Below are 22,154 nucleotides of genomic sequence, written 5' to 3'. Positions count from 1 at the left end.
GTCGCTTCGCAATTACCAGCGGTAGTGCGAGAAGGCGCGGTTCGCTTCCGCCATGCGGTGCGTGTCTTCGCGCTTCTTCACGGCATTGCCGCGGTTGTTGGCGGCGTCCATCAGCTCGGCCGAGAGGCGGGCGTCCATGGTGTGCTCCGAACGGGCACGGGCCGCCGAGATGAGCCAGCGGATTGCAAGCGCCTGCGCACGCTCCGGACGAACCTCGACCGGAACCTGATAGGTCGCACCGCCGACGCGGCGGCTGCGGACCTCGATGCCCGGCTTCACGTTGGCCAGCGCATCGTGGAACACCTGGATCGGGTCACGCTTGGCGCGCGCCTCGATGGTGTCGAGAGCGGAATAGAGGATGCCTTCGGCGACGGCCTTCTTGCCGTCCAGCATGACCGAATTCATGAACTTGGAGAGGACGATATCACCGAACTTCGGGTCCGGCAGGATCTCGCGCTTCTCGGGGCGACGACGACGGGACATTTGTGTCTACCTTCTGATCTGAGCGTAAGGGGGAGCGCAGCCGAATTACTTCGGGCGCTTCGCACCGTACTTGGAGCGCGACTGCTTGCGGTCCTTGACACCCTGCGTATCGAGCACGCCGCGCAGGACGTGGTAACGAACGCCGGGAAGATCGCGCACACGGCCGCCACGGATCAGCACCACCGAGTGCTCCTGGAGGTTGTGGCCTTCGCCCGGGATGTAGCTGATGACTTCGCGCTGGTTGGTCAGGCGAACCTTGGCCACCTTGCGCAGAGCCGAGTTCGGCTTCTTCGGGGTCGTCGTGTAGACACGGGTGCAGACGCCGCGCTTCTGCGGGTTCTGCTCCATCGCAGGAACCTTGGACTTGGCCTTCTGCGGTTCGCGGCCCTTGCGGACCAGCTGGTTGATCGTCGGCATTGAAGCCTTCACCTTTCAAATGGTTACTTTGCCGTGCCCGGACTGCGCACGTGGGTCATGCTGGAAAGCACGAAGGCTCCGGGGGCCATGAGACCCGCCTGAGCCCGTCCACGCATCGGCAATGTTCAAGCGTTCGCCCACGAGTCATGGCCGTGACCAATGGCCCGGAGCGAGCGGCGCCTATAGCGAGGGAGTCTTACGCGGTCAACCGGACTCCGGCCCTTCCCTGCGGGCGCGGCGAAGCCTCAGTCGAACTCACCGCTGAGCGCCTGAATCAGCGCCACCTGAAAGCGCGCCGGGTCTTCCACCTGCGGCACGTGGCCGAGGCCCGGCAGCGGCACGAAACGGCCATGGCGCATCTTCGCCGCCGCCCGGTCGCCGAGTGTGGCGTTGTCGGGAATCTGGCTCGCCACCTCGGCCGGCGCCCAGGCCCGGCCGAACAGATTGCGGTCCTGCGTGCCCACCATCAGCACGGTGGGCGCGGTGATGCGTGCGAACTCGCTGGCGACGGGTTGCGTCTCGATCATCTCGGTGGTGCGCGCCTGTGCGTCGATCACCGCCTCGCGCCCCGGCCCCGCATACAGGCCGGCCAGCATGTCCGCCCAGCGATCATAATCGGCGCGCCAGCCGCCATGATAATAGGAAGCCCGCTGATCGGCCCGGATCGTCGCGGCGGTCTTCCTGCGCTCCAGCGCGGCGGCGTGGTCCACGGAGATATAGGGCACGCGCTGCGCCAGCCCGTCGGCGAGACCGAGCGGATCGACCAGCACCATCTGGTCCACGAGCTGCGGCATGGCGATCGCCATCCGCATCGCGATCAGGCCGCCCATCGAGTGCCCCACCAGCGTCACCCTTCCCGCCCCGCGCGAGCGGAGCATCGCCTCGGTAAGCGTCGCCAGCCCCTGCACGCTATATTGGAAGCCCCTGGGCTTGGAGGATTTGCAGAAGCCGATCTGATCCGGGACGATCACCCGATAGCCCGCCGCCGCCAGCACGCGCGCGGTGTCGCCCCAGGTCGCGCCGCAGAAATTCTTGCCGTGGAGGAGCACGATCGTGCGTCCGTTCGGCTTGGCCGGCGCCAGCTCCATATAGGCCATCTCGACCGCCTGCCCCTGCGCCGTCGTGCGGAACATGTGGACCGGGAAGGGATAGTCGAACCCCTCCAGCCGGGCGCCATAGGTGCGGACGGCGGTGGCGGCGGGCTTCGGGGCCGGCGCGGCGGCGGTCAGCGAAGAGAGCAGGAGCGGTGCGAGGAACACGGAAAGCAGGGCGCGTCGCAAGGGCAATCTCCGGTGCCGCCGGGCGGCGTTAACCATAGATCGCAATCGATAGACGCCAATGCGGGCCTCGGCCAGTCCCGCCACGGCACCGATTCGTCGCCAAATGAGACAGTTTTGGGAGGCTGGCGTCATCGCCAGGCCGGGCGGCCTGGGGCCCGCCGCCATGTCGGGCCTCGTGGCCCGCCCTCCGGCGCATCCGCGCGTGGCGCGGCACCGGGGTTGCGAGCGGCCGGCGGCGTCCGTCTATGGAGCCGCCAGCCGCCTCGCGAGATTACTGCGCGTTGGTGGTCGCAGCGGCGTTGGTGTCGGCCATCGCGCCGTTGTCCATCGCCATGTTGTCGGTGGCGCCCATCGAGGCGTTCATGTCGCCCATGGCGTTCTCATCGGCGGGGACGAGCATGTTGTCCTCGGCCGAGACGTTGGTGGTCGTCGTCTCCGACTTGTGGCAGGCGGCCGCGCCGAGCGCGAGAGCCGCAACCGCGGCGATCGTGAAAGCCTTCTTCATTAACTATCTCCTATTCCGTCACCAGCGGACGTTCGGCAACGCAGCACGTCCGCAGCCGTTCCGAAAAACGCGATAAATGCGGTCGTCGTCAAGCGGGGAGTTCGCGAAACCTTATTGAAATCCGGCCTCGTTTCGCTCCCGCGCCCTCCTTTTCCGGGCTCGAAGCCAGGATCGTTTCAGGCTTGCCCCTTTTCCAAGGCCCGCGTGAACGGTTCCTGACTCCGGGCACCGAATCCCTAAAAATGCAGCGCGCGACCGTAAGCGGAGAGCACGCTCTCGTGCATCATTTCGCTGAGCGTCGGGTGCGGGAACACCGTCTCGATCAGCTCCGCCTCGGTGGTTTCGAGCTGCTTGGCGACCGTATAGCCCTCGATCAGCTCGGTCACTTCCGCGCCGATCATGTGCGCGCCGAGCAGCTCGCCGGTCTTGGCGTCGAACACCGTCTTCACGAAGCCTTCCGCCTCGCCCAGCGCGATCGCCTTGCCGTTGCCGATGAAGGGGAACTTGCCGACCTTCACCTCATAGCCCGCTTCCTTGGCCTTCGCTTCGGTGAGGCCGACCGACGCAATCTGCGGACGCGAATAGGTGCAGCCCGGAATATTGCGGACGTCCATCGCGGGCGGATGCTTGCCGGCGATGGCTTCGGCCGCGATCACGCCCTCATGACTCGCCTTGTGGGCCAGCCACGGCGGCGCGGTGACGTCGCCGATCGCCCAGAGGCCGGCGACGTTGGTGCGGCACTGGCCGTCGGTGTCGATATGGCCCTTGGTGGTCTTCACGCCGAGCGCCTCCAGCCCGATATTCTCGGTGTTCGGCACGATGCCGACCGCGACGATGGCGTGGCTGTACTCGTTGGTCTCGACCTTGCCGTCGGCGAGCTTGATCTCAGCCTTCACGCCCTTGCCCGTGTTCACGAGGCTCTGGACGCCCGCCTTGGTGACGATCTTCATGCCCTGCTTGGTGAGCTGCTTGGTCAGGAACTCCGACACCTCGGCATCCTCCACCGGGACGATCCGGTCGAGCATCTCGACGATGGTCACTTCCGCGCCCATGTCGCTGTAGAAGCTCGCGAACTCGACGCCGATCGCGCCCGAGCCGATGACGAGCAGCTTGGTCGGCATCTCCTTGGGCGTCATCGCGTGACGATAGGTCCAGATGCGCTCGCCGTCCGCCTTGGCGAAGGGCAGGTCGCGGGCGCGCGCGCCGGTCGCGATGATGATGTCCTTGGCGGCGAGATCGGTGGTCTTGCCGTCCTTGGACACCGAGAGCTTGCCCTTGGCCGTGATCTTGCCCTCGCCTTCGACGACGGTGATCTTGTTCTTCTTCATCAGGCCCTTGACGCCGGCATTGAGCTGCCCCGCGACGCCGCGCGAGCGCTTCACGACCTTTGCGAGGTCGAAGCCCGGCTTCTCGTTCGAGAGGCCATAGGCCTCGGCGTGGGTCATGTAGTGGTAAATCTCGGAGGTGCGGAGCAGCGCCTTGGTGGGGATGCAGCCCCAGTTGAGGCAGATGCCGCCCAGATTCTCGCGCTCCACGATCGCGACCTTGAGGCCGAGCTGCGCCGCGCGGATCGCCGCGACATAGCCGCCGGGGCCCGAACCCAGCACGATGAGGTCGTAGGTGTCAGCCATGCTTGTCCTTCCTCAGGGGCCCGCCTCTGCCCGGCGGGGATCAATCTTCTATTCGATTCGGGCCACCGCGATGGCGGCCCATGCGATCAGCGTCACGCCGGCGAACACCAGCCAGGACCAGGGCAACTCGATGCCGCCGTCGATCGGGAGGTGGATGAGCCTGCCCGCCAGAAGGCCGTTCAGCGTCGTTTCGCTGCGCTCCGCGATCCAGGGGACGGCCACCCCCGCCACCGCTCCTATGAAGAGGGCGGGGGCGAGGCCGGCCATGGATCAGGCCGCGACTTCGCCGTCGACGGGCATCGGCGGCACCCGCCGCGGCTGGCGATCCTCGCCCACCGCGACGAAGATGAACGTCGCCTCCGTCACCTTGTAGCTGCTCTCGTCATGCCGCGCCCGGCGCCACGCCTCGACCGCGATCTTCATCGAGGTCCGCCCCGTGGAGAGGAGCGTGGCATAGACCGACACCTCGTCGCCGACGAACACCGGGCGATGGAAGGTCATGCCCTCCATCGCGATGGTGACCGCGCGGCCATGACTGTGGCGCGAGGCCACCGAGCCGGCGGCCGAGTCCATCATGCTCATCAGCCAGCCGCCGAAGATATCCCCATAGGGATTGGTGTCGGCCGGCATGGCGACCACGCGGACCGCCGGCGCCTCGATCGGCGGCTGGTCGTCGAGCGGCTTCTTCACGCGAGCATGCCCAGCGGGTTCTCGACGAGACGCTTGAACGCCTGCATCAGCTTGGCGCCATCCGCACCGTCGATGGCGCGATGATCGAAGCTGCCGGTCGCCGACATAACGGTGGCGACGGTCAGCTCGTCATTGACGACATAGGGACGCTTCTCGCCCGCGCCGATCGCCAGGATCATCCCCTGCGGCGGGTTGATGACGGCCTCGAACTGCTTGATGCCGTACATGCCCATGTTCGAGATGCTGGCGGTGCCGCCGGCATATTCCTCGGGCTTCAGCTTGCCGTCCTTGGCGCGGGCCGCGAGATCCTTGATCTCGGCGGCGATCGCCGAGAGGCTCTTGGTGTCGGCGGAGGTCACCACCGGGGTGATAAGCCCGTTCGGGATCGACACCGCCACCGAGATGTCGGCGCGCTGGAAGGTGACGAGCTGGTCGCCCGCGAGCATCACGTTGCAGCTCGGCACTTCCATGAGGGCGCCGGCCAGCGCCTTCACCAGCATGTCGTTCACCGACAGCTTCACGCCGCGGCTTTCGAGCCCCTTGTTGAGCTCGCCGCGCAGCTTGAGCAGCGCGTCGAGCTGGATGTCCACCGTGAGGTAGATATGCGGCACCTGCTGCTTCGATTCGGTGAGGCGGCGGGCGATCGTCTTGCGCATGTTGGAGAGCTTGGCGCTCTCATGCGGGATGTCGGGGATCTGCGCGGGCGCCGGAGCGGCGATCGCGGCAGGCGCGGCAGCGGCCGACGGGGCGGCAGCGGCCGGGGTGACGGCGCCCGGCTTGGCACCGGCGAGATCGGCCTTGACGATGCGGCCGTTCGGGCCGGAGCCCGCAACGCCGGCAAGGTCGATGCCCTGCTGCTCAGCGAGGCGGCGGGCGAGCGGGCTCGCCTTCACGCGGTCGCCCGAGGCGGCAGGCGCGGCGGCTGCCGGAGCCGGCGCGGCGGCCTTGGGCGCCTCAGCCTGCTTCGGCGCTTCCGCCTTGGGAGCCTCGGCCTTCGGAGCGGGCGCGGACGCGGGGGCGGAGGCGTCTTCGCCCTCGCCCGCCAGAATCGCGATCGGCGCGCCGACCTTCACGCCGTCCGAACCTTCCGGCACGAGGATCTTGGCGATCGTGCCTTCGTCGACGGCTTCAAATTCCATGGTGGCCTTGTCGGTTTCGATCTCGGCGAGGATATCGCCGGACTTCACCTCGTCGCCCTCCTTCACCAACCATTTGGCAAGGGTGCCCTCCTCCATCGTCGGGGACAGGGCAGGCATCTTCAGTTCGATGGGCATCGCGGCGAGGGCCTCTCTGGCAGTCGGTCTAGCGAGTGTGCCATTTCGGCCCTCGGCGGCTTATGGTCAAGGCTGACGCTTGCGTGAAATGGCGCAATGCCGCACCGTCCCCCTCATGGACGACGCCCAGACCCCCCGCACCTACCTCGTCGTGCTGGACGGGAGCCCCGAAGCGCGGGTGGCACTCCGCTTCGCAGCACGGCGTGCCGCCAAGACCGGCGGACGCGTGGAAATGCTCGCGATCGTCGAGCCTTCGGAGTTCGTGCAATGGGGCGGCGTGCAGGCCGCGCTGGAGGAGGAGGCCCGGCTCGGCGCCGAGGCGCTGCTCCATCAGGCGGCGGGCGAGATCATCGAGGAACTGGGCCTGAAGCCCGACCTCACCGTGCGACAGGGCGAGCGCATCAAGGCGGTGCGCACGCTGCTGGAGGAGCGGCCGGGAATCGCCGCGCTGGTGCTCGGCGCGCAGGAATCGGGCGGGCCGGGTCCGCTCGTCTCCTATTTCGCGGGGCCGCAATCCGGCCAGCTCCATTGCCCGCTGATGATCGTCCCCGGCTCACTCGACGACGAGGCCCTCGACCGGCTGAGCTGAAGCTGTGCCGGCGCCCGCGCTTGCGGACTAGCGGCCCTTCGCCTTGCTGCCCGGAATCGTGTGCGTCGTGGTGACGGTGGTGATGGTGCCGGGCGTGTAGCCGACCACCTGCATGCCGTCCGCGGCATAAGCGGCATTGCCCGTCCCCTCGGCCGCATAGCCCGCCACCGGCGCCGAGAAGGTCGGCGCGACATCGACCACCGAGGTGGTGACGACGGTGTTCTCATCCTTCTGGACGGTGGTGACGCGCGGCGTGCTGTTGACCGCGAATGGCACGCTCCGCGCAGGCGAGGCGGCGTAAGCGGCCGCATGGTAGCCGCCCTTCCAGTCGACGGCGTAGCGCACGTCCTTCACCTTGGCGGCATCGTCGATCAGCACGGCGTCGTCATAATAGCGGACCCAGCGGGTGCCCTGCGCCGGCTGCGCGAGGCCCCAGCCCCGCCAGTCGCTGATCGTGTAATCCGGGTTCAGCCAGATCTGCGGCAGCGTCGCGCCGGGTTCGGGCCGCTTGTAGGCGCCGACCTTCTTGCCGGAATGGATTTTCGTTCCCGCCGCGCTCGCCACGACGGGCGCGGCACCCGCCTGCCACCCGCTCTGGCCCCAGCTGCCCTGCTCGGTGGACAGGCCGATCGGCGCACCCACAGGCGGCGCAGGAGTCGCCGTCACATCCGCGGAAGCCATGGCCGGCACGCATCCGAGCCACACCGCCACTCCGGCCAGAATGTCGATCCTGCGCATCTTCGCCGTCCCCTGCCTATCGGGTCGCGAAGACCGTGCCTTGCACGCGGACCCCTGATGGAGGCGAAGCTATCACCCGCGACCGACGCCGCCCAAGCGACCTCCTGTCACGCGCGTCCCGTTTCGGGTCAGGCGGCGAGGCGCTCCGCCAGCAGCGCGCAAAGCCGCTCGGCGCCCGCCGCATCCTCGGCGTCGAACCGGCCGACATTCGGGCTGTCGAGATCGAGCACGGCGACCACGCGGCCGTCCACCACGATCGGCACCACCAGCTCGGAGGCGGAAGCGGCATCGCAGGCGATGTGGCCGGGGAAGGCGTGGACATCCTCCACCACCTGGGTCTCGCCGGTCGCCGCCGCCGTGCCGCACACGCCCTTGCCGAGCGCGATGCGGATGCAGGCCGCGCGGCCCTGGAACGGCCCGAGCACCAGCTCGCCGTCCACCATGCGGTAGAAACCCGCCCAGTTGAGATCGGGCAGCAGCTCCCACAGCAGCGCTGAGACATTGGCCATGTTCGCGATGGCATCCCGCTCGCCGCTGGTCACGCCGTCGGCGGCGCCCAGCAGATCGCCCCAGATGGTGGCTTTATCGGCATCGGCCTGCGGTTTGAAATCGAACATGGATGCTCCTTTGTTGAGGCGCACATAATCATTCGGCCGCCGCCGGGAAAGCCGCGGGGCAGGCAAGTTTCCCTTTCAGGCGCCCCAGTGCGCTTCCAGACGGATCGATCGGGGCAGAGCGCTTTCCTATGCCCGCCCCGCGCCGTAGAGGCTGCCGATCATGGTCGCCATTCCCGTCACCCGCTCCATCTCCATCGACTCGGACGAGATCGAGGAGTCGTTCACGCGATCGAGCGGACCCGGCGGCCAGCATGTGAACACGACGGATTCGGCCGTCCAGCTCCGCTTCGACGTGTGGGGATCGCCCAACCTGCCCGACATGGTGAAGCATCGCCTGACCGACATGGCCGGTTCGCGGATCACCAAGGATGGCGTCCTGATCCTGCGATCCGAAGGCGCCCGCTCGCAGCTTCTCAATCGCGAGGAGGTGCGCGAGCGGCTGTTCGCGATGATCCGCGAGGCAACTTTCATCCCCAAGAAGCGCAAGGCCACCAAGCCCACCCGCGCGAGCCAGACCCGCCGGATGGACTCGAAGGGAAAGCGCGGCACGGTGAAAAGCCTGCGCGGAAAGGTCCGCGACTAAGCGCCTGCCGCCACGAACTCCGCCCAGCGCGCGAAGCGTTCGGGCAGCGGCGCCAGCCCTTCGATCGCAGGTTTGGGATCGCGCGGCAGGCGCAGGCGCTGCGCATGGAGCAGCATCGACGCCCCGCCCCGCCCATAGACGGGATCGCCGACGATCGGCAGGCCGAGCCCCTCGGCGGCATGGACGCGGAGCTGGTGGGTCCGCCCGGTGCGCGGGCGGAACTCGACGAGCGCCTGCCCGCCGACCTGCCCGAGCAGCCGCCAGTCGGTGAAGGCGGGCTTGCCCTTCCGGTCGGGCACCATTCGCCAGCCCTCCTCCCGAGTCGACCTCTTGGAGAGCGCCAGACTGATTCGCCCCGATTCGCTCTCCGGCACGCCATCGAGCACGGCAAGATACGTCTTCTCCGCCAGCCCTTCCTCGAAGGCGGCGGCGAAGCGCTTGTGCGCCTTGGGATTGCGCGCGAGCAGCAGGCAGCCCGACGTGTCGCGATCGAGCCGGTGGACAGCGGCCGGGTTACGCTGGAAACCAAAACGCAAGGATTCCAGCGCAGATTCGACGCTCGCCCCGCCCGCGCGGGGGGCATCGACGGGCAACCCCGCCGGCTTGTCCAGCAGGATCGCCTCGGCGTCGATGAAGAGGATAAGGTCGGCCAGCATCCGGCCCCTGTGCCATGGCGGTCACGCCACGGCAAATTCCCCGCACGACCCGTCATTTACCACTTTACTCGTCATTAACCTTTCTAATTCATCTCTGTAATGGTTAATGCCAGTGCGGTTGCGCGGGGTGGCGTGACGGGGCAGACGGGGACGAACCATGCGCGTTCTTCTGATCGAAGATGATCCCACGACGGCGAAGGCCATCGAGCTGATGCTCGGCGCCGAAGGTTTCAACGTCTATACGACGGACCTGGGCGAGGAAGGCCTCGATCTGGGCAAACTGTACGATTACGATATCATCTGTCTCGATCTCAACTTGCCCGACATGCACGGTTACGAGGTGCTGAAGCGCCTGCGCGTCGCCAAGGTGCAGACGCCGGTGCTGATCCTCTCCGGTGTTTCCGAGATGGACAGCAAGGTCCGCGCGCTCGGCTTCGGCGCGGACGATTATGTCACCAAGCCCTTCCATCGCGAGGAGCTGGTGGCGCGCATCCATGCGATCGTGCGCCGCTCCAAGGGCCATTCGCAGTCGGTCATCAAGACCGGCAAGCTCTCGGTGAACCTCGACGCCAAGACCGTGGAGGTCGACGGCGCCCGCGTGCACCTGACGGGCAAGGAATATGCGATGCTGGAGCTGCTCTCGCTCCGCAAGGGCACCACGCTCACCAAGGAGATGTTCCTGAACCATCTCTATGGCGGGATGGACGAGCCGGAACTCAAGATCATCGACGTGTTCATCTGCAAGCTGCGCAAGAAGCTCAGCCTCGCCTGCGAAGGTGAGAATTATATCGAGACGGTGTGGGGCCGCGGCTATGTGCTGCGCGATCCCAACGACGTGGCCGCCGCCCAGGTCGCCTGACGTCCACCCCGCTTTCCGGTTTCACGAGGGGCCGCTCCGATCCGTCGGGGCGGCCCCTTCCCGTTCGGGGCGCCGCCGCCTATGGAATCGGGGTGAACGACGTCCCGACCTTCGACGAGACCTTCCGCGCCGGGCTGGAGACGCTGTTCGCCTGGCGGCGCGACGTCCGCCATTTCCGTACCGATCCGTTGTCTGACGGCGCGATGGACCGGCTGCTGACGGTGGCGCAGCTCGCGCCCTCCGTGGGCAATTCGCAGCCATGGCGGTTCGTGCGCATCGCCTCGCCCGGCCTGCGCGAGGTGCTCGCCGCCCATGTTGACGCCGCCAGTGCGAAGGCCGCCGAACGCTATGATGCGGAGCGCGCCGCCGCCTATCGCGCGCTGAAGCTCCACGGCCTGCGCGAGGCGCCGGAGATCGTCGCGGTGTTCAGCGACGAAGCGCCCGCCGCCGGTCACGGCCTCGGCATCCAGACCATGCCTGAGGCGCTGCGCTATTCGACGGTGATGGCGATCCACACGCTCTGGCTCGCGGCGCGGGCGGAGGGGATCGGGCTCGGCTGGGTGTCGATTCTCGATCCGGGGCCGGTCGCGACGCTGCTCGACGTGCCGGAGCATTGGACGATGGTGGCGCTGCTCTGCATCGGCTACCCGAGCGAGCCCTCCGACACGCCCGAACTCGAACGGCGCGGCTGGCAGAAGCGCGAGAGCCGCAGCGAGCGGATTTTCACCCGCTAGAGCGCCGCGCGGACCTGCGCCGCCAACGCGGCCACCGCTTGCGGATAGAATGGCCCGCCGCACACCGTCATCGCCTGCGGGAGGGTGAGCCGATGCCCCGGCGCCACCACCCGGTCGAGCAGCGGATGGTGCAGCATCTCGCTGCCCTTGTCGGCAACGACATCGGTGCGCGCCTCGACGATCAGGAAGTCCGGCCGCGCCATCGCCAGCACCTCCAGCGGGAGCTGGGAGAGCGACGGCCGCCCCAGCCGACTCGCGAGGTTCACCAGCCCGGCGCGCCGCATCATCTCGTCGACCAGCGTGCCGGTGCCGGTCAGATAGCCCTGCCGCTGATAATAGGCCGCCACCCGCCCCCGCCCCGGCGGAGGGCCGATCCGCGCGAGGTCCGCGTGCATGGTAGCGATCATCGCCTCGCCTCGCTCCCGATGCCCCACGGCGGCCGCGACCTGCCGGACGGAGGCTTCGATCGAGGCGAGGCTGTCGTCGAAGGGCAGATCGATCATCGGCACGCCGCTCTTCTGGAGCGGGGCCAGCGCGTGACGGGTAACGAAGGGCGCGCCGATGACGAGATCCGGGCGGAGCGTCAGCACCTCCTCGGCGGTACGGTGGGTGAAGGGGAGCATCCGCGCCTTCGCGGCATAATAGGACATGTCGGGATCGCGCGCCCATTCGGTGAGGCCCGCGATCTGCCCGGGATCGGCCAGCGCCAGCAGATACTGATCCGCGCAGAGATTGAGCGACACGATCCGGCGCGGCGCCGCGGCCCGGCCGATGGCAGGCGACAGCGCCAGCAGACCGGCGAACAGCAATAGCAACGGGCGGAACACGGCAGTCGGGCTTCCTCAATCGTGACGCGGGCGCTACGGATGCCGCGAACCGGCCCGCGATACAATCGTCGCGCGGCGCGCTCTGGACGAGGACAGCTTGTGCTGCACATGCCGCCCGCGCGGGGCGCCCCGCCTGCCCTGCTGATCGGCCTGCCGAGCCTCGCCGCGCTGCTCGCGGCGCTGGCGTCGCTGTTCATCGGGCCGGCGGGCATCCCGGTGGCGGACAGCCTCGCCGCGCTCGCCGGCCATGGCGACCCGATCGTCCGCGCCATCCTGTTCGAGCTGCGCCTTCCGCGCGTCGCGCTGGGGCTGCTGGTCGGGGCGATGCTGGGCGCGGGCGGAGCATCGCTGCAAGGCTATCTGCGCAACCCGCTGGCCGAGCCCTCGGTGCTGGGCGCCTCCAACGCGGCGGCTCTCGGGGCGGTGGTCGCGCTCTATTTCGGGCTCGCGCAGGCGCATCCCATGACGCTGCCGCTGCTCGCCATCCTCGCCGCGCTGGTGGCGCTGGCGCCGCTGCTGGGCCTCGCGGGGCGGAGCGAGAGCCCGCTCGGCCTGATCCTCGCCGGCATCGCGGTGGCGACACTCGCGGGTGCGGGGATCAGCCTCGCGCTCAATCTCTCGCCCAATCCCTTCGCGGCCATGGAGATCATGAGCTGGCTGCTCGGATCGCTGGAGGATCGCACGCCCCAGCATGTCTGGCTCGCCGCGCCCTGCATCGCCACCGGCCTCGCGCTGCTGTTGTGGGACGGCCGCGCGCTCGACGCGCTGACGCTGGGCGAGGACAGCGCCCGCACCCTCGGCATCGATCTCGGGCGCGTCAGGGTGCGGATGCTGATCGGCCTCGCGGTGGGCGTCGGCGGCGCGGTGGCGGTGTCGGGGGCGATCGGCTTCGTCGGGCTGATCGTGCCGCATCTGGTCCGTCCTTTCACCGACCGGCGACCGTCGTCGGTATTGATCCCTTCCACCATCGCGGGGGCCGCTCTGCTCACTGCCGCCGACGTCGCGGTGCGGCTGATCCCGACCAACGCGCCCCTGAAGCTCGGCGTCGTCACCGCTTTCCTCGGCGTGCCGGTGTTCGTCTTCCACCTGCTGAGGGAGCGCCGCCTGTGGTGACGATCCGCATCGAGGCGCTGGACGTCGCGCTGGGCGACCGCCGCGTGCTGACCGGCATCGACGCCGGCATGGAGGGCGGCGGCCTGATCGGCGTGATCGGCCCCAACGGCGCCGGCAAGTCGACGCTGGCGCGCGCGATGCTGGGGTTGCTCAAGCCACTCTCCGGCCGTGTGCTGCTCGACGGCGCGGAGGTAGGCACGCTCCGCCCCGCCGACCGGGCGCGGGCCATTGCCTATCTGCCGCAAGGCCAGACGTTGCACTGGCCGCTGTCGGTCGAGCGTCTGGTGGCGCTGGGGCGGATGCCGCATCTCGCGCCCTTCTCGCGCCTCTCCGCCGCTGACACCGCCGCGATCGAGGCCGCGATGGTCGCGACCGGCACGCTCGACCTCCGCGCCCGCGACGCGACCGAACTCTCCGGCGGCGAGCGCGCCCGCGTGATGCTGGCGCGGGCGCTGGCGGTGGAGGCGCAAGCCCTCATCGCCGACGAACCGCTCGCCTCGCTCGACCCCAGCCACCAGATGGAGATGATGGAGCTGCTCGCCGAGCGCGCGCGGGCGGGGATGCTGGTGGTGGTCGTGCTGCACGATCTCACCATGGCGGCGCGCTTCTGCGACCGGCTGCTGCTGCTCTCCCAAGGATTGCTGGTGGCGGATGGGCCGCCGGAAGCGGTGCTCACCGATGCGGCGCTGGCGGAGGTCTATGGCATCACCGCATGGCGAGGCGCGGCGGACGGCACGCCGCTGCTGGTCCCGCTCGGTCGCAGTTGACGCCCGCCCCGGCCCGAGCCTATCGCGGCGCTGCGACAGGTTCCCCGGCGACGGGGATCAAAAGGGAACGGGGTTCAAGGCCCCGGCTGCCCCTGCAACTGTAAGCGGCGAGCCATCGCGTCACAGGCCATTGAAGCTCCCGGCTTCGAGAAGGCGGCGCGAACGAGGCAATGACCCGCGAGCCAGGAGACCTGCCCGTCGCGGTCGTCCTTCGTCCGGCCAGGGTGCGCCGAACGGACGGGGTGAAAGCCCGCGTGACGACGCCGTGGATCGTGCCGCCCGTTCAGGGAGGCCGGTCGGTCGTCCAAGGGGTTCGCCATGGCCAAAGCCGTACTACTCACTCTCGCCACGCTCTCGTCCGGCACACTCGCGCAGGTCGCGCCGACGCCGGATGCCGCCTCCGATCCGGGCGCGCCTTCGATCACCGTCACCGCCACGCGCGTGCCGACTCCGATCGATCAGGTCGCATCGTCCGTCACCGTGCTCGACAAGGCGGCGATCGACGCCACGCAGGATATCGGCATCTCCGAACTGCTGCTCCGCACGCCGGGCATCAGCATCTCGCGCAATGGCGGCTACGGCACCGACACGACGCTCCGCCTGCGCGGCGCCGAGGGCGACCAGACCGTCATCGTGCTCGACGGCGTGAAGCTCACCGACCCGGCCTCGCCCGACGGCGCCTTCAACCTCGGCAATCTACTGACCGGCGATGCCCAGCGCGTCGAGATCCTGCGCGGGCCGCAATCGACCTTGTGGGGCAGCCAGGCGATCGGCGGCGTGGTCAACATCGTGACGGCGCTCCCCACCAGGCCGCTCGAAGGCAGCTTCGACATCGAGGGCGGCTCGCGCGATACGGTCGACGCCCGCGCCGGCGTCGGCGGCAAGGACGGCCGGGTGACGTGGCGACTGGCCGGCGAGGCCTTCACCACCGACGGCATCTCCGCGCTCGACACCCGCTTCGGCGGCCAGGAGCGCGACGGCTACACCAACCGCACCGCGACGGGCCGCGTCGAGATCGCACTGACCGACGACATCAGCGCCGACCTGCGCGGCTATTATGCGCGCGGCCGCACCGACCTGGACGGCTTCGACCCCGTCACCTTCGCGCCCGTCGATACCGCCGAATATGAGACCAACCGCCAGTTGCTCGGCTATGCGGGCCTGAACGCGGATCTGTTCGGCGGCCGCCTGCGCAACCGCATCGGCTACAGCTATACTGATACGAAGCGTAACAATTTCGATCCCTCGCAGACGACCGGCGCGCAGACGACCTTCCATGCGACCGGTAGCACGCAGCGCATCGATTATCAGGGCACGCTCGCGATCATCGAGGGCTGGAACGCGGTGTTCGGCGTCGAGCATGAGCATTCCCGCTTCCGCTCGATCTCGCCGCAGTTCCAGATCGATCCGGATCAGGGCTCGGCCTCGCTCACCGACGAATATGTGCAGGTGAACGGCGAGCTGGTGCAGGGCCTGACGCTCACCGGCGGCGTGCGGCACGATCATTACACGAGCTATGGCGGGCGCTTCCTCTTCTCGGGCGGTGCCGCGTGGAAGCTCCCGACCGGCACGATCCTGCGCGCGAGCTATGGCGAGGGCTTCAAGGCGCCGTCGCTCTACCAGCTCTATTCGCAATATGGGAACCCGACGCTCAAGCCCGCCAAGTCGACCGGCTGGGAAGCAGGCGTCGAGCAGCATCTCTGGGCGGAACGCATCACGCTAAGCGCCGCCTATTTCGAGCGCCGCACCCGCCAGCAGATCATCTTCAACAGCTGCGACTTCGTCTCGGCCGATCCGCTCTGCCTGACGCCGGGCACGGGCGTGCCGCGCTTCGGCTATTATCTCAACCTCGCCCGCGCGGTGGCGCATGGCGTGGAACTGACCGGATCGGTCAAGGCAACCGACCGCCTCACCCTCGACGGCAATTATAGCTGGACCATGGCCGAGGACCGCTCGCCCGGCGCCACGCATGGCAACTGGCTCCCCCGCCGCCCGCGCGAGGAGGCGAACGGATCGGTGAGCTATCGCTGGCCGCTCGACATCAGCACGACGGTGGCGGTGCGCTGGGCCGGGCACAGCTTCGACGATACAGCCAACCTCACCCGCCTCGCCGGCTATACGCTGGTGGACCTGCGCGCCGAGGTGCCCGTCGCCGGCCGCTTCACCCTCTTCGCCCGCGCCGAGAACCTGCTCGACAAGCATTACGAGACCGCCTTCCAGTTCGGTTCGCTCGGCCGCAGCGTCTATGGCGGCGTGCGGGCGCGGCTGTGACGCTGCTCCGTCCGGCCCCGAGCGGCCCCAGCGTCGTCGCCTGCTCCACCTGCCGCCACTCGGCCGAGGCGCAGACCGACGAGAGCGGACAGCGCGGCGGCGCCCGGCTTGCGGAAGCGCTGCGCGAGGTGCAGGCCGCCGATCCGCGCTATGCCGGGATCGCGATCGAGGAGATGGCCTGCCTCTTCGCCTGCGCCCAGCATTGCACCGTGCATCTGCGCGCGCCGGGCAAAGTGGGCTATGTCCTTGGCCGCTTCCGTCCCGATGCGGAGGCCGCACGGTCGATTCTCGACTATGCGCTGGCCCATGCCGCGAGCGAGGAAGGCAGCGTGCCCTACCGTCAATGGCCCGAAGGCGTGAAAGGCCATTTCATCGTCCGCGTCCCACCCGAGGGGTTTGTCGCCCAGTGAACAGTCCCGTGAACGGCTTTGCTTCCATCCCCGCGTTCGAGCTGGCGCTGGCTAGTCTGCCCGAGCATGACCCCGCCGCGCTGGCCGCCGCCCGCGCACGGCAGGCGGAGCTGACCAAGCCGCCAGGCTCGCTCGGCCGGCTGGAGGACATCGCCTGCTTCCTCGCGAGCTGGCAGGGGTGTTCCCGGCCGCATATCGATCACGGGCGAGTGCTGGTGTTCGCGGGCAATCACGGCGTCACCTCGCTCGGTGTCAGCGCCTATCCGGCGGACGTGACGCGGCAGATGGTCGCGAACTTCGAGGCGGGCGGCGCCGCCATCAACGCGCTCGCTCGTGCGGCGGGGCTGCACCTCAAGGTCATCGCGCTCGATCTCGACCGACCGACCGCTGACTTCACCGAAGAACCGGCGATGAGCGTCGCCGAATGCCTCGACGCATTGTCGGCCGGCGCGGCGGCGGTCGAGGATGGGCTCGACCTGATCGTCGTCGGCGAGATGGGCATCGGCAACAGCACCGCCGCCGCCGCGCTCTCCGCCTGCAGCTTCGGCGGGGAGGCGGACGAGTGGGTCGGCCCCGGCACCGGGGTCGATCGCCATGGCCTCGCACGCAAGGCCGCCGTGGTGACCGCCGGCATCGCCACGCATCTGGAGGCCGCGACCAGCGCCTTCGAGATCCTCCGCCGGCTGGGCGGGCGCGAGATCGCGGCGATCGCCGGCGCGGTGATCGCCGCGCGGCACAAGCGCATCCCCGTGGTGCTGGACGGGTTCATCAGCTGCTCGGCCCTCGCCCCGCTCGCGCGCCATCATCCGGCGATCACCGCGCATTGCATCGCGGGTCATCAGTCGGCCGAGCCCGGCCATGCGAGGCTGCTCGCCGAGCTGGGGCTGTCGCCGCTGCTCAGGCTCGACATGCGGCTGGGCGAAGGCAGCGGTGCCGCGGTGGCGGTAAACCTGATCCGCGCGGCGCTGGCCGCACACAACGACATGGCAACCTTCGCCGAGGCCGGAGTCTCGACCAGCGCATGACGCCGCGCCTGCTCCACCTGATGCGCCATGGCGAGCCGGAGGGTGCCGGACGCCTGCTCGGCCGCACCGATGTGGCGGCGACGGCGGCGGGCATCGCCTCCTGCGCCGATCAGGTGGAGGGGCTGGAGGTGGGCGCGGTCGTTTCCTCCAACCTGCAGCGCGCCCGTGCCTGCGCCGGAGCCGCAGAGGCGGTGCTGGGACAGCCGGTGTCGGTCGATCCGCGCTGGCGGGAGCTGGACTTCGGCGAATGGGATGGCCTCGCCCCCACCATGATCGACGCCGACGCGCTCGGCCGCTTCTGGAGCGATCCTGATACCAACCCGCCTCCCGGAGGCGAACGCTGGTCCACCCTCGTCGCGCGCGTGGACGAGGCGCTGGCGGCGCTCCCCGAAGGGCCAGTGCTGGTCATCACGCACGGCGGCGCGATGCGCGCGGCGCTGGCGCTGCTCTGCGGGATGGACCAGCGCGCGACATGGGTCATCGACCTGCCCTATGCGGCGCTGCTGACGCTCCGGGTCTGGCCGAGTGATCCGCCCTCCGCGCAGATCGTGGCACTGCGTCCGTGAAGCGCTTCCTCGTCGCGATCCAGTTCCTCACCCGCCTGCCGACGCCGCGCGTGGAAAGCGACGCCGAGGATTTCGCCGCCTCGATCCGCTGGTTCCCGGCGGTCGGCCTGCTGATCGGCGCGATCGTGGCGGGCGCGGAATGGCTCGGCGCCCACATCGATCCGTGGGTGGGCGCGATGGCCGCGCTGGCGGCGTGGGTGATGGTGACGGGGGCGCTCCACCTCGACGGTCTCTCCGACCTCGCCGACGGATGCGGCGCCGCGCACGGGAATCGTGACCGGCTGCTCGCGGTGATGGCCGATCCGCATGTCGGCAGTTTCGGCGTGGTGGCGATCGGGGTTCAGCTCCTCGCCAAGCTGGTGCTGCTCCATGCGCTCGGGGGGAACTGGCCGGCGCTGACCCTCATCCCCTTCGCGGCGCGGATCGGGCCGCTTGTCTGGGCGCGCTGGCTGCCTCCGCTCCATGCGGGGCTCGGGGCGAAGTTCGCCGGGGCGGTCGGGATGCCGCATCTGATCGCCTGGGGAGCGCTCCTGCTCGCCGTCGCCTGGGTGGCGCCGGGGCTGCTCGCGGCGCTCATGCTGGTGCCACTCTGGGCGCTATGGCTCCGGCGGAAGATCGGCGGGATTTCAGGCGACGGGCACGGCGCCGGGATCGAGCTGATCGAGACCGGGCTGCTCCTCGCCTGCCTCCTCTGAGAGCTTCAGCAACGCATCGATGTCGCAATGCTGCTCCAGCGTCGCGGCGATGGCATCGAGCGCGGCGTCGACCGAGGCGCGATAGTCCGCCCCGTTCCCCTCGCCGCCGATCCGCTTGAGCCACGCCGCCCGCTGAGCCGCCTCCGCGAGCAGGCCATGGACGTAGCTTCCCACGACCAACCCGTCCGCACTAATCGCACCGTCCGCGCGCCCATCGTTGAAGCGTGCGAGCGGCCGTGCCGTATCCGGCCCGGAGGTCTCGCCCATGTGCATCTCATAGCCTGTGAAGCGTGCGTCCAAGGCCTCGCCCTCCACCTGCCGGAGGGTCTTGTCGCCGGCCAGCACCGTCTCGACATTGAGCAGCCCCAGCCCCTCAACCGAACCCGCCGGCCCCTCGATGCCGAGCGGATCGGCGATCCGTCTACCGAGCATCTGATAGCCGCCGCACAGCCCTAGCACCGCACCCCCACGCCGGTTATGCGCGCGGATATCGATGTCCCAACCCTCAGCCCGAAGCGCCGCGAGATCGGCGATCGTCGCCTTGGAGCCCGCCAGCACCACCAGCGCTGCCTCCGCCGGGATCGGCTGGCCGGGAGGCACCATCACCAGTTCGACATCGGGCTCCAGCCGCAGCGGATCGAGATCGTCGAAGTTGGAGATTCGTGGCAGGATCGGGCAGGCGACGAGCAGCTTGCCCGCGCTCCGCCGCGCGCCGCGCTCCAGCACGACCGCATCCTCGCTCGGCAGCCGGACCGCATCGCCGAGCCACGGCACCACCCCGAAACCCCGCCAGCCGGCCAGCCGCTCGATCGCGCGATAGCCATCCTCGAACAGCACCGGATCGCCGCGGAACTTGTTGATGAGGAAGCCCCGGATCATCGCGGCATCCTCCGGGTCGATCACCGCGCGCGTCCCCGCGATGGCCGCGATCACGCCACCCCGGTCGATATCGCCCACCAGCATCACGGGCACGCCTGCCGCCCGCGCGAAGCCCATGTTGGCGATGTCGCCGCCGCGCAGGTTGATCTCGGCGGGCGACCCCGCACCTTCCACCACCACGATATCGCATTCCGCCCGGAGCCGCCGGTAACTCGCTAACACATCGCCCAGCAGCGCTCCTCGCGCCGCGCGGAAATTGCCCGAACCCAGAACCCCACGTACCTTGCCATGGACGATCAACTGCGAGGTACGATCCGCCTGCGGTTTCAGCAGCACGGGGTTCATGTCGGTCGTCGGCTCGACCCGGCAAGCGATGGCCTGCGTCGCCTGCGCGCGGCCGATCTCGCCGCCGTCGGCGGCGACGGCGGCATTGTTCGACATGTTCTGCGGCTTGAACGGCCGGACGCGAAGCCCCCGGTTGGCGAACGCCCGGCACAGCCCCGCCACCAGCACCGACTTGCCGACATCCGACCCCGTGCCCTGCACCATCAGAGCGCCCATGCCACGCCTCCCGCGATCAGCCACAGCAACAGGCAAGCGCGGCGATAGAGGCCGAGCGCCTGGGTGATATCGGCGGCGGTGGCCTCGCTCCGCCCCTCGCCGATCCAAGGCTTCACGTGCGTCACGCCGTCATAGGCGACGGGCCCCGCCAGCCGGATGCCGAGCACGCCCGCCATGGCCGCCTCGGGCCAGCCGGCGTTGGGCGAGGCGTGGCGGCGGCAGTCCCGCCACATCGTCCCGAAACCCCGCGCCGCGCCGAGGCAGATCAGCAACCCCGCGATCCGCGCCGGTATCCAGTTCGCCACATCGTCCGCCCGCGCCGCCGCCCAGCCGAAGGCGCGCCAGCGCGGCTCGCGATGGCCGATCAGGCTGTCGGCGGTGTTGAGCGCCTTGTACGCCCAGATCCCCGGCAACCCACCAATGAGCAGCCAGAAGAGCGGCGCGGCCACACCATCGCAGAAGCTCTCGGCGAGGCTCTCGATCGCGGCGCGGGCAATGCCGGCGGGGCCGAGGCTTGCCGTATTCCGCCCGACGATCCGCGAGACGGCCAGCCGCGCGCCCGCGACATCACCCTTCCCCAAGGCGCGGGCGACGGGCGCGACATGATCGCTGAGGCTCCGCTGGGCCAGCCCCGGCACCGCGAGCAACGCGAGCGCCGGCCATGCCCAGCGGCCGCACAAGGCCCGCACCTCGCGTTCGATCAGCCACGCCCCGCCGCCGACCAGGCCGAGCAGCAGCAGGACCAGCACGATGCCCGCAACACGCCGTGCCGCTTCCGGCCAGCCGGGCTTGTTCCAGTGCCTCTCGGCCGCATCGATCACCCGCGCGAACAGCCCGACCGGGTGGCCGATCCGCCGGTAGAGCGCATCCGGCCAGCCGACGACCGCCTCGATCGCCAGCGCTGCGAGGGCCACGGGCTCAGCCATGCGCCAGCGCCCCGTCGAGCCGCGCGAGCGCCTCCTCGCTCCCCGGCAGGCCGATGCGGAGCCAATCGGGCGCATAATCGAACGGCCGGGTCAGGATGCCCTGCCGCGCCAGCCGCTCGAACAGCGCGCCCGCATCCGGCGTCCGCACGAGCCGGAACAGCGGACATGCCCCCTGAGGGTCCAGCCCATGGCGGCGCAGCACCGTGTCGAGCCGCTCGCACCGCCGTGGCAGGCGGTCACGCATATCGGCCAGCCACGCTTCGTCACGATAAGCCGCCGTCCCGATGGCGATGGCCGCCGCCGACACCGGCCAGCTCCCCAGCCGCCGCCGCACGGCCGCCAGCCACTCCGGCGCGGCCACCATGAAGCCAAGCCGCACGCCGGCAAGCCCATACATCTTCCCGAAAGAGCGCAGCACGATCGCTCCCTGCGCCCCGCCCGCCTCGGTCAGCGGCAGAAGGCTCGCATCGGGGACGGCATCGGCGAAGGCCTCGTCGACGATCAGCCGCCCTCCCGCCGCCGCCAGCCGGTCGGACAAGGCGGCGAGCGCCAGCGGCGAGTGGAGCCGGCCGTCGGGGTTGGAGGGGTTGGCGAGCAGGATCGTGCCGCCGCGCGCGGCCTCGGCCACCAGATCGGTGGCGGCGACAGGGGCGCTCGCCCCGAACGCCTCCGCGTGGGTGCGATAGCCCGGCGATTGATGTCGCATCGGCTCCGGCAGGCCAAGCACGCCCAGCAGGCGCAGCCCCATCTCGCTCCCCGGCAACGCACAGACCCGCTCCGCCGCCACACCGAAGCAGCGCGCCGCAACGGCCTCCAGCCCGGCCAGCGCTTCCTCGTCGGGCAGGCGCGTCCAGTCGATCGGCCCGGCGCGCTCGACCGGCCATGCGTGCGGATTGATGCCGGTCGAAAGGTCGAGCCACGGCTCCGGCGCATCGGGCCAGCCCGCGCGCGCTGCCGCCAGCCGCCCCCCATGAATGCGCCAACCGTCCAAACCCGCTCCCTTTCCGTCGCCCGTGCCCTGCTCTAATCGCCAAAGCGGGCCGGGCCGCAAGCCCGAT

General features: G+C 69.5%; 26 protein-coding genes and 1 riboswitch. Of the genes, 11 read left to right on the top strand and 15 right to left on the bottom strand.

What is annotated here, in order from left to right:
• Positions 1-12: 12 nt before the first annotated feature.
• The 8 genes from rpsG to ST3T6A_RS0103720 form a co-directional block, all read right to left on the bottom strand.
• Positions 13-483: a 30S ribosomal protein S7 gene (gene rpsG, locus ST3T6A_RS0103755; protein ID WP_019831558.1), complete on the bottom strand. Its 471-nt coding sequence runs from the start codon at positions 481-483 to the stop codon at positions 13-15.
• 45 nt (positions 484-528) lie between these two features.
• The gene (gene rpsL, locus ST3T6A_RS0103750; protein ID WP_019831557.1) at positions 529-900 is read right to left on the bottom strand and encodes a 30S ribosomal protein S12; all 372 of its coding nucleotides are present in this window, start codon (positions 898-900) and stop codon (positions 529-531) included.
• 245 nt (positions 901-1,145) lie between these two features.
• A complete protein-coding gene (locus tag ST3T6A_RS0103745; protein WP_019831556.1) occupies positions 1,146-2,180 on the bottom strand; it encodes an alpha/beta hydrolase in 1,035 nt (344 codons plus the stop codon).
• Between the two features lie 271 nt (positions 2,181-2,451).
• On the bottom strand, positions 2,452-2,685 hold the full coding sequence (locus tag ST3T6A_RS0103740) for a hypothetical protein (RefSeq protein WP_019831555.1): 234 nt from the start codon (positions 2,683-2,685) through the stop codon (positions 2,452-2,454).
• Between the two features lie 236 nt (positions 2,686-2,921).
• Positions 2,922-4,316, bottom strand: a complete 1,395-nt coding sequence (gene lpdA, locus ST3T6A_RS0103735) for a dihydrolipoyl dehydrogenase (RefSeq protein WP_019831554.1) — start codon at positions 4,314-4,316, stop codon at positions 2,922-2,924.
• Positions 4,317-4,364: 48 nt separating this feature from the next.
• The gene (locus tag ST3T6A_RS21380; RefSeq protein WP_157602388.1) at positions 4,365-4,583 is read right to left on the bottom strand and encodes a hypothetical protein; all 219 of its coding nucleotides are present in this window, start codon (positions 4,581-4,583) and stop codon (positions 4,365-4,367) included.
• Between the two features lie 3 nt (positions 4,584-4,586).
• Positions 4,587-4,946, bottom strand: coding sequence for an acyl-CoA thioesterase (locus ST3T6A_RS0103725; RefSeq protein ID WP_051103394.1), 360 nt, complete (start codon positions 4,944-4,946; stop codon positions 4,587-4,589).
• 56 nt (positions 4,947-5,002) lie between these two features.
• Entirely contained in the window at positions 5,003-6,280 is a 1,278-nt protein-coding gene (locus ST3T6A_RS0103720; RefSeq protein WP_019831551.1) for a pyruvate dehydrogenase complex dihydrolipoamide acetyltransferase, read from the bottom strand.
• 115 nt (positions 6,281-6,395) lie between these two features.
• On the opposite strand from ST3T6A_RS0103720, the gene ST3T6A_RS0103715 reads away from it, so the two are divergent.
• Positions 6,396-6,869, top strand: a complete 474-nt coding sequence (locus ST3T6A_RS0103715) for a universal stress protein (protein ID WP_026359400.1) — start codon at positions 6,396-6,398, stop codon at positions 6,867-6,869.
• Positions 6,870-6,896: 27 nt separating this feature from the next.
• On the opposite strand, the gene ST3T6A_RS0103710 is transcribed toward ST3T6A_RS0103715, so the two are convergent.
• Positions 6,897-7,607, bottom strand: a complete 711-nt coding sequence (locus ST3T6A_RS0103710) for an RcnB family protein (RefSeq protein WP_019831549.1) — start codon at positions 7,605-7,607, stop codon at positions 6,897-6,899.
• A gap of 128 nt (positions 7,608-7,735) precedes the next feature.
• Positions 7,736-8,224 (bottom strand): GAF domain-containing protein, encoded by a 489-nt coding sequence (locus tag ST3T6A_RS0103705; protein WP_019831548.1) that lies wholly within the window; start codon positions 8,222-8,224, stop codon positions 7,736-7,738.
• Positions 8,225-8,384: 160 nt separating this feature from the next.
• Between ST3T6A_RS0103705 and arfB the strand changes: the two genes are divergently transcribed.
• Positions 8,385-8,807: an alternative ribosome rescue aminoacyl-tRNA hydrolase ArfB gene (gene arfB / locus ST3T6A_RS0103700; RefSeq protein ID WP_019831547.1), complete on the top strand. Its 423-nt coding sequence runs from the start codon at positions 8,385-8,387 to the stop codon at positions 8,805-8,807.
• Here the strand turns inward: arfB and ST3T6A_RS0103695 are convergent.
• Positions 8,804-9,463 (bottom strand): RluA family pseudouridine synthase, encoded by a 660-nt coding sequence (locus ST3T6A_RS0103695; protein WP_019831546.1) that lies wholly within the window; start codon positions 9,461-9,463, stop codon positions 8,804-8,806. The genes arfB and ST3T6A_RS0103695 overlap by 4 nt on opposite strands.
• Before the next feature lie 157 nt (positions 9,464-9,620).
• Here ST3T6A_RS0103695 and ctrA point away from each other — a divergent pair, with 157 nt between their 5' ends.
• Both ctrA and bluB read left to right on the top strand, forming a co-directional pair.
• The gene (ctrA, locus tag ST3T6A_RS0103690; RefSeq protein WP_019831545.1) at positions 9,621-10,322 is read left to right on the top strand and encodes a response regulator transcription factor CtrA; all 702 of its coding nucleotides are present in this window, start codon (positions 9,621-9,623) and stop codon (positions 10,320-10,322) included.
• A gap of 92 nt (positions 10,323-10,414) precedes the next feature.
• Positions 10,415-11,056 (top strand): 5,6-dimethylbenzimidazole synthase, encoded by a 642-nt coding sequence (gene bluB / locus ST3T6A_RS0103685; protein ID WP_019831544.1) that lies wholly within the window; start codon positions 10,415-10,417, stop codon positions 11,054-11,056.
• On the opposite strand, the gene ST3T6A_RS0103680 is transcribed toward bluB, so the two are convergent.
• Positions 11,053-11,883, bottom strand: coding sequence for an ABC transporter substrate-binding protein (locus ST3T6A_RS0103680; RefSeq protein ID WP_193378611.1), 831 nt, complete (start codon positions 11,881-11,883; stop codon positions 11,053-11,055). The two genes, bluB and ST3T6A_RS0103680, sit on opposite strands and share 4 nt — an antisense overlap.
• 108 nt (positions 11,884-11,991) lie before the next feature.
• Here ST3T6A_RS0103680 and ST3T6A_RS0103675 point away from each other — a divergent pair, with 108 nt between their 5' ends.
• The 7 genes from ST3T6A_RS0103675 (at position 11,992) to cobS (ending at position 18,730) form a co-directional block, all read left to right on the top strand.
• Positions 11,992-12,996 carry a FecCD family ABC transporter permease gene (locus tag ST3T6A_RS0103675; RefSeq protein WP_037537713.1) on the top strand — a complete coding sequence of 335 codons (1,005 nt, stop codon included), beginning with the start codon at positions 11,992-11,994 and terminating at the stop codon, positions 12,994-12,996.
• Complete coding sequence (locus ST3T6A_RS0103670; protein ID WP_019831541.1) at positions 12,990-13,763, top strand: ABC transporter ATP-binding protein; 774 nt, start codon at positions 12,990-12,992, stop codon at positions 13,761-13,763. The genes ST3T6A_RS0103675 and ST3T6A_RS0103670 overlap by 7 nt, the downstream gene beginning before the upstream one ends.
• Positions 13,764-13,783: 20 nt before the next feature.
• Positions 13,784-13,976: riboswitch (cobalamin riboswitch) on the top strand.
• A 105-nt stretch (positions 13,977-14,081) separates the two neighbouring features.
• Positions 14,082-16,034 (top strand): TonB-dependent receptor plug domain-containing protein, encoded by a 1,953-nt coding sequence (locus tag ST3T6A_RS0103665; protein ID WP_019831540.1) that lies wholly within the window; start codon positions 14,082-14,084, stop codon positions 16,032-16,034.
• Between the two features lie 2 nt (positions 16,035-16,036).
• Complete coding sequence (locus ST3T6A_RS0103660; RefSeq protein ID WP_026359398.1) at positions 16,037-16,444, top strand: DUF1636 domain-containing protein; 408 nt, start codon at positions 16,037-16,039, stop codon at positions 16,442-16,444.
• Between the two features lie 8 nt (positions 16,445-16,452).
• The gene (gene cobT, locus ST3T6A_RS0103655; protein WP_019831538.1) at positions 16,453-17,469 is read left to right on the top strand and encodes a nicotinate-nucleotide--dimethylbenzimidazole phosphoribosyltransferase; all 1,017 of its coding nucleotides are present in this window, start codon (positions 16,453-16,455) and stop codon (positions 17,467-17,469) included.
• Positions 17,466-18,035, top strand: a complete 570-nt coding sequence (locus tag ST3T6A_RS0103650) for a histidine phosphatase family protein (protein ID WP_019831537.1) — start codon at positions 17,466-17,468, stop codon at positions 18,033-18,035. The genes cobT and ST3T6A_RS0103650 overlap by 4 nt, the downstream gene beginning before the upstream one ends.
• Positions 18,032-18,730, top strand: coding sequence for an adenosylcobinamide-GDP ribazoletransferase (cobS, locus tag ST3T6A_RS0103645; RefSeq protein WP_019831536.1), 699 nt, complete (start codon positions 18,032-18,034; stop codon positions 18,728-18,730). The genes ST3T6A_RS0103650 and cobS overlap by 4 nt, the downstream gene beginning before the upstream one ends.
• Here the strand turns inward: cobS and ST3T6A_RS0103640 are convergent.
• From ST3T6A_RS0103640 to cobD, 3 genes are read right to left on the bottom strand one after another with little or no spacing between them, the layout of a single operon-like run.
• A complete protein-coding gene (locus ST3T6A_RS0103640) occupies positions 18,662-20,170 on the bottom strand; it encodes a cobyric acid synthase (RefSeq protein ID WP_019831535.1) in 1,509 nt (502 codons plus the stop codon). The genes cobS and ST3T6A_RS0103640 overlap by 69 nt on opposite strands.
• Positions 20,158-21,096 (bottom strand): adenosylcobinamide-phosphate synthase CbiB, encoded by a 939-nt coding sequence (gene cbiB / locus ST3T6A_RS0103635; RefSeq protein WP_019831534.1) that lies wholly within the window; start codon positions 21,094-21,096, stop codon positions 20,158-20,160. The genes ST3T6A_RS0103640 and cbiB overlap by 13 nt, the downstream gene beginning before the upstream one ends.
• Positions 21,089-22,087 (bottom strand): threonine-phosphate decarboxylase CobD, encoded by a 999-nt coding sequence (cobD, locus tag ST3T6A_RS0103630; protein ID WP_019831533.1) that lies wholly within the window; start codon positions 22,085-22,087, stop codon positions 21,089-21,091. Before cobD ends, cbiB begins: the two co-directional genes overlap by 8 nt.
• Positions 22,088-22,154: the final 67 nt, after the last annotated feature.

The sequence above is a fragment of the Sphingomonas sp. PR090111-T3T-6A genome, from assembly GCF_000383095.1.
Classification (GTDB): domain Bacteria; phylum Pseudomonadota; class Alphaproteobacteria; order Sphingomonadales; family Sphingomonadaceae; genus Solisphingomonas.
This window is presented reverse-complemented; position numbering and strand designations above follow the sequence as displayed.

Excerpts from the sequence above, each read along its gene's own strand:
- ST3T6A_RS0103695 (WP_019831546.1), bottom strand. The coding sequence starts at position 9,463 with ATGCTGGCCGACCTTATCCTCTTCATCGACGCCGAGGCGATCCTGCTG.
- ST3T6A_RS0103720 (WP_019831551.1), bottom strand. The coding sequence starts at position 6,280 with ATGCCCATCGAACTGAAGATGCCTGCCCTGTCCCCGACGATGGAGGAG.
- rpsG (WP_019831558.1), bottom strand. The coding sequence starts at position 483 with ATGTCCCGTCGTCGTCGCCCCGAGAAGCGCGAGATCCTGCCGGACCCG.
- ctrA (WP_019831545.1), top strand. The coding sequence starts at position 9,621 with ATGCGCGTTCTTCTGATCGAAGATGATCCCACGACGGCGAAGGCCATC.
- ST3T6A_RS0103640 (WP_019831535.1), bottom strand. The coding sequence starts at position 20,170 with ATGGGCGCTCTGATGGTGCAGGGCACGGGGTCGGATGTCGGCAAGTCG.
- lpdA (WP_019831554.1), bottom strand. The coding sequence starts at position 4,316 with ATGGCTGACACCTACGACCTCATCGTGCTGGGTTCGGGCCCCGGCGGC.
- cbiB (WP_019831534.1), bottom strand. The coding sequence starts at position 21,096 with ATGGCTGAGCCCGTGGCCCTCGCAGCGCTGGCGATCGAGGCGGTCGTC.
- ST3T6A_RS21380 (WP_157602388.1), bottom strand. The coding sequence starts at position 4,583 with ATGGCCGGCCTCGCCCCCGCCCTCTTCATAGGAGCGGTGGCGGGGGTG.
- ST3T6A_RS0103725 (WP_051103394.1), bottom strand. The coding sequence starts at position 4,946 with ATGCCGGCCGACACCAATCCCTATGGGGATATCTTCGGCGGCTGGCTG.
- ST3T6A_RS0103665 (WP_019831540.1), top strand. The coding sequence starts at position 14,082 with ATGGCCAAAGCCGTACTACTCACTCTCGCCACGCTCTCGTCCGGCACA.
- ST3T6A_RS0103715 (WP_026359400.1), top strand. The coding sequence starts at position 6,396 with ATGGACGACGCCCAGACCCCCCGCACCTACCTCGTCGTGCTGGACGGG.
- rpsL (WP_019831557.1), bottom strand. The coding sequence starts at position 900 with ATGCCGACGATCAACCAGCTGGTCCGCAAGGGCCGCGAACCGCAGAAG.
- ST3T6A_RS0103740 (WP_019831555.1), bottom strand. The coding sequence starts at position 2,685 with ATGAAGAAGGCTTTCACGATCGCCGCGGTTGCGGCTCTCGCGCTCGGC.
- ST3T6A_RS0103710 (WP_019831549.1), bottom strand. The coding sequence starts at position 7,607 with ATGCGCAGGATCGACATTCTGGCCGGAGTGGCGGTGTGGCTCGGATGC.
- ST3T6A_RS0103705 (WP_019831548.1), bottom strand. The coding sequence starts at position 8,224 with ATGTTCGATTTCAAACCGCAGGCCGATGCCGATAAAGCCACCATCTGG.
- ST3T6A_RS0103675 (WP_037537713.1), top strand. The coding sequence starts at position 11,992 with ATGCCGCCCGCGCGGGGCGCCCCGCCTGCCCTGCTGATCGGCCTGCCG.
- arfB (WP_019831547.1), top strand. The coding sequence starts at position 8,385 with ATGGTCGCCATTCCCGTCACCCGCTCCATCTCCATCGACTCGGACGAG.
- ST3T6A_RS0103650 (WP_019831537.1), top strand. The coding sequence starts at position 17,466 with ATGACGCCGCGCCTGCTCCACCTGATGCGCCATGGCGAGCCGGAGGGT.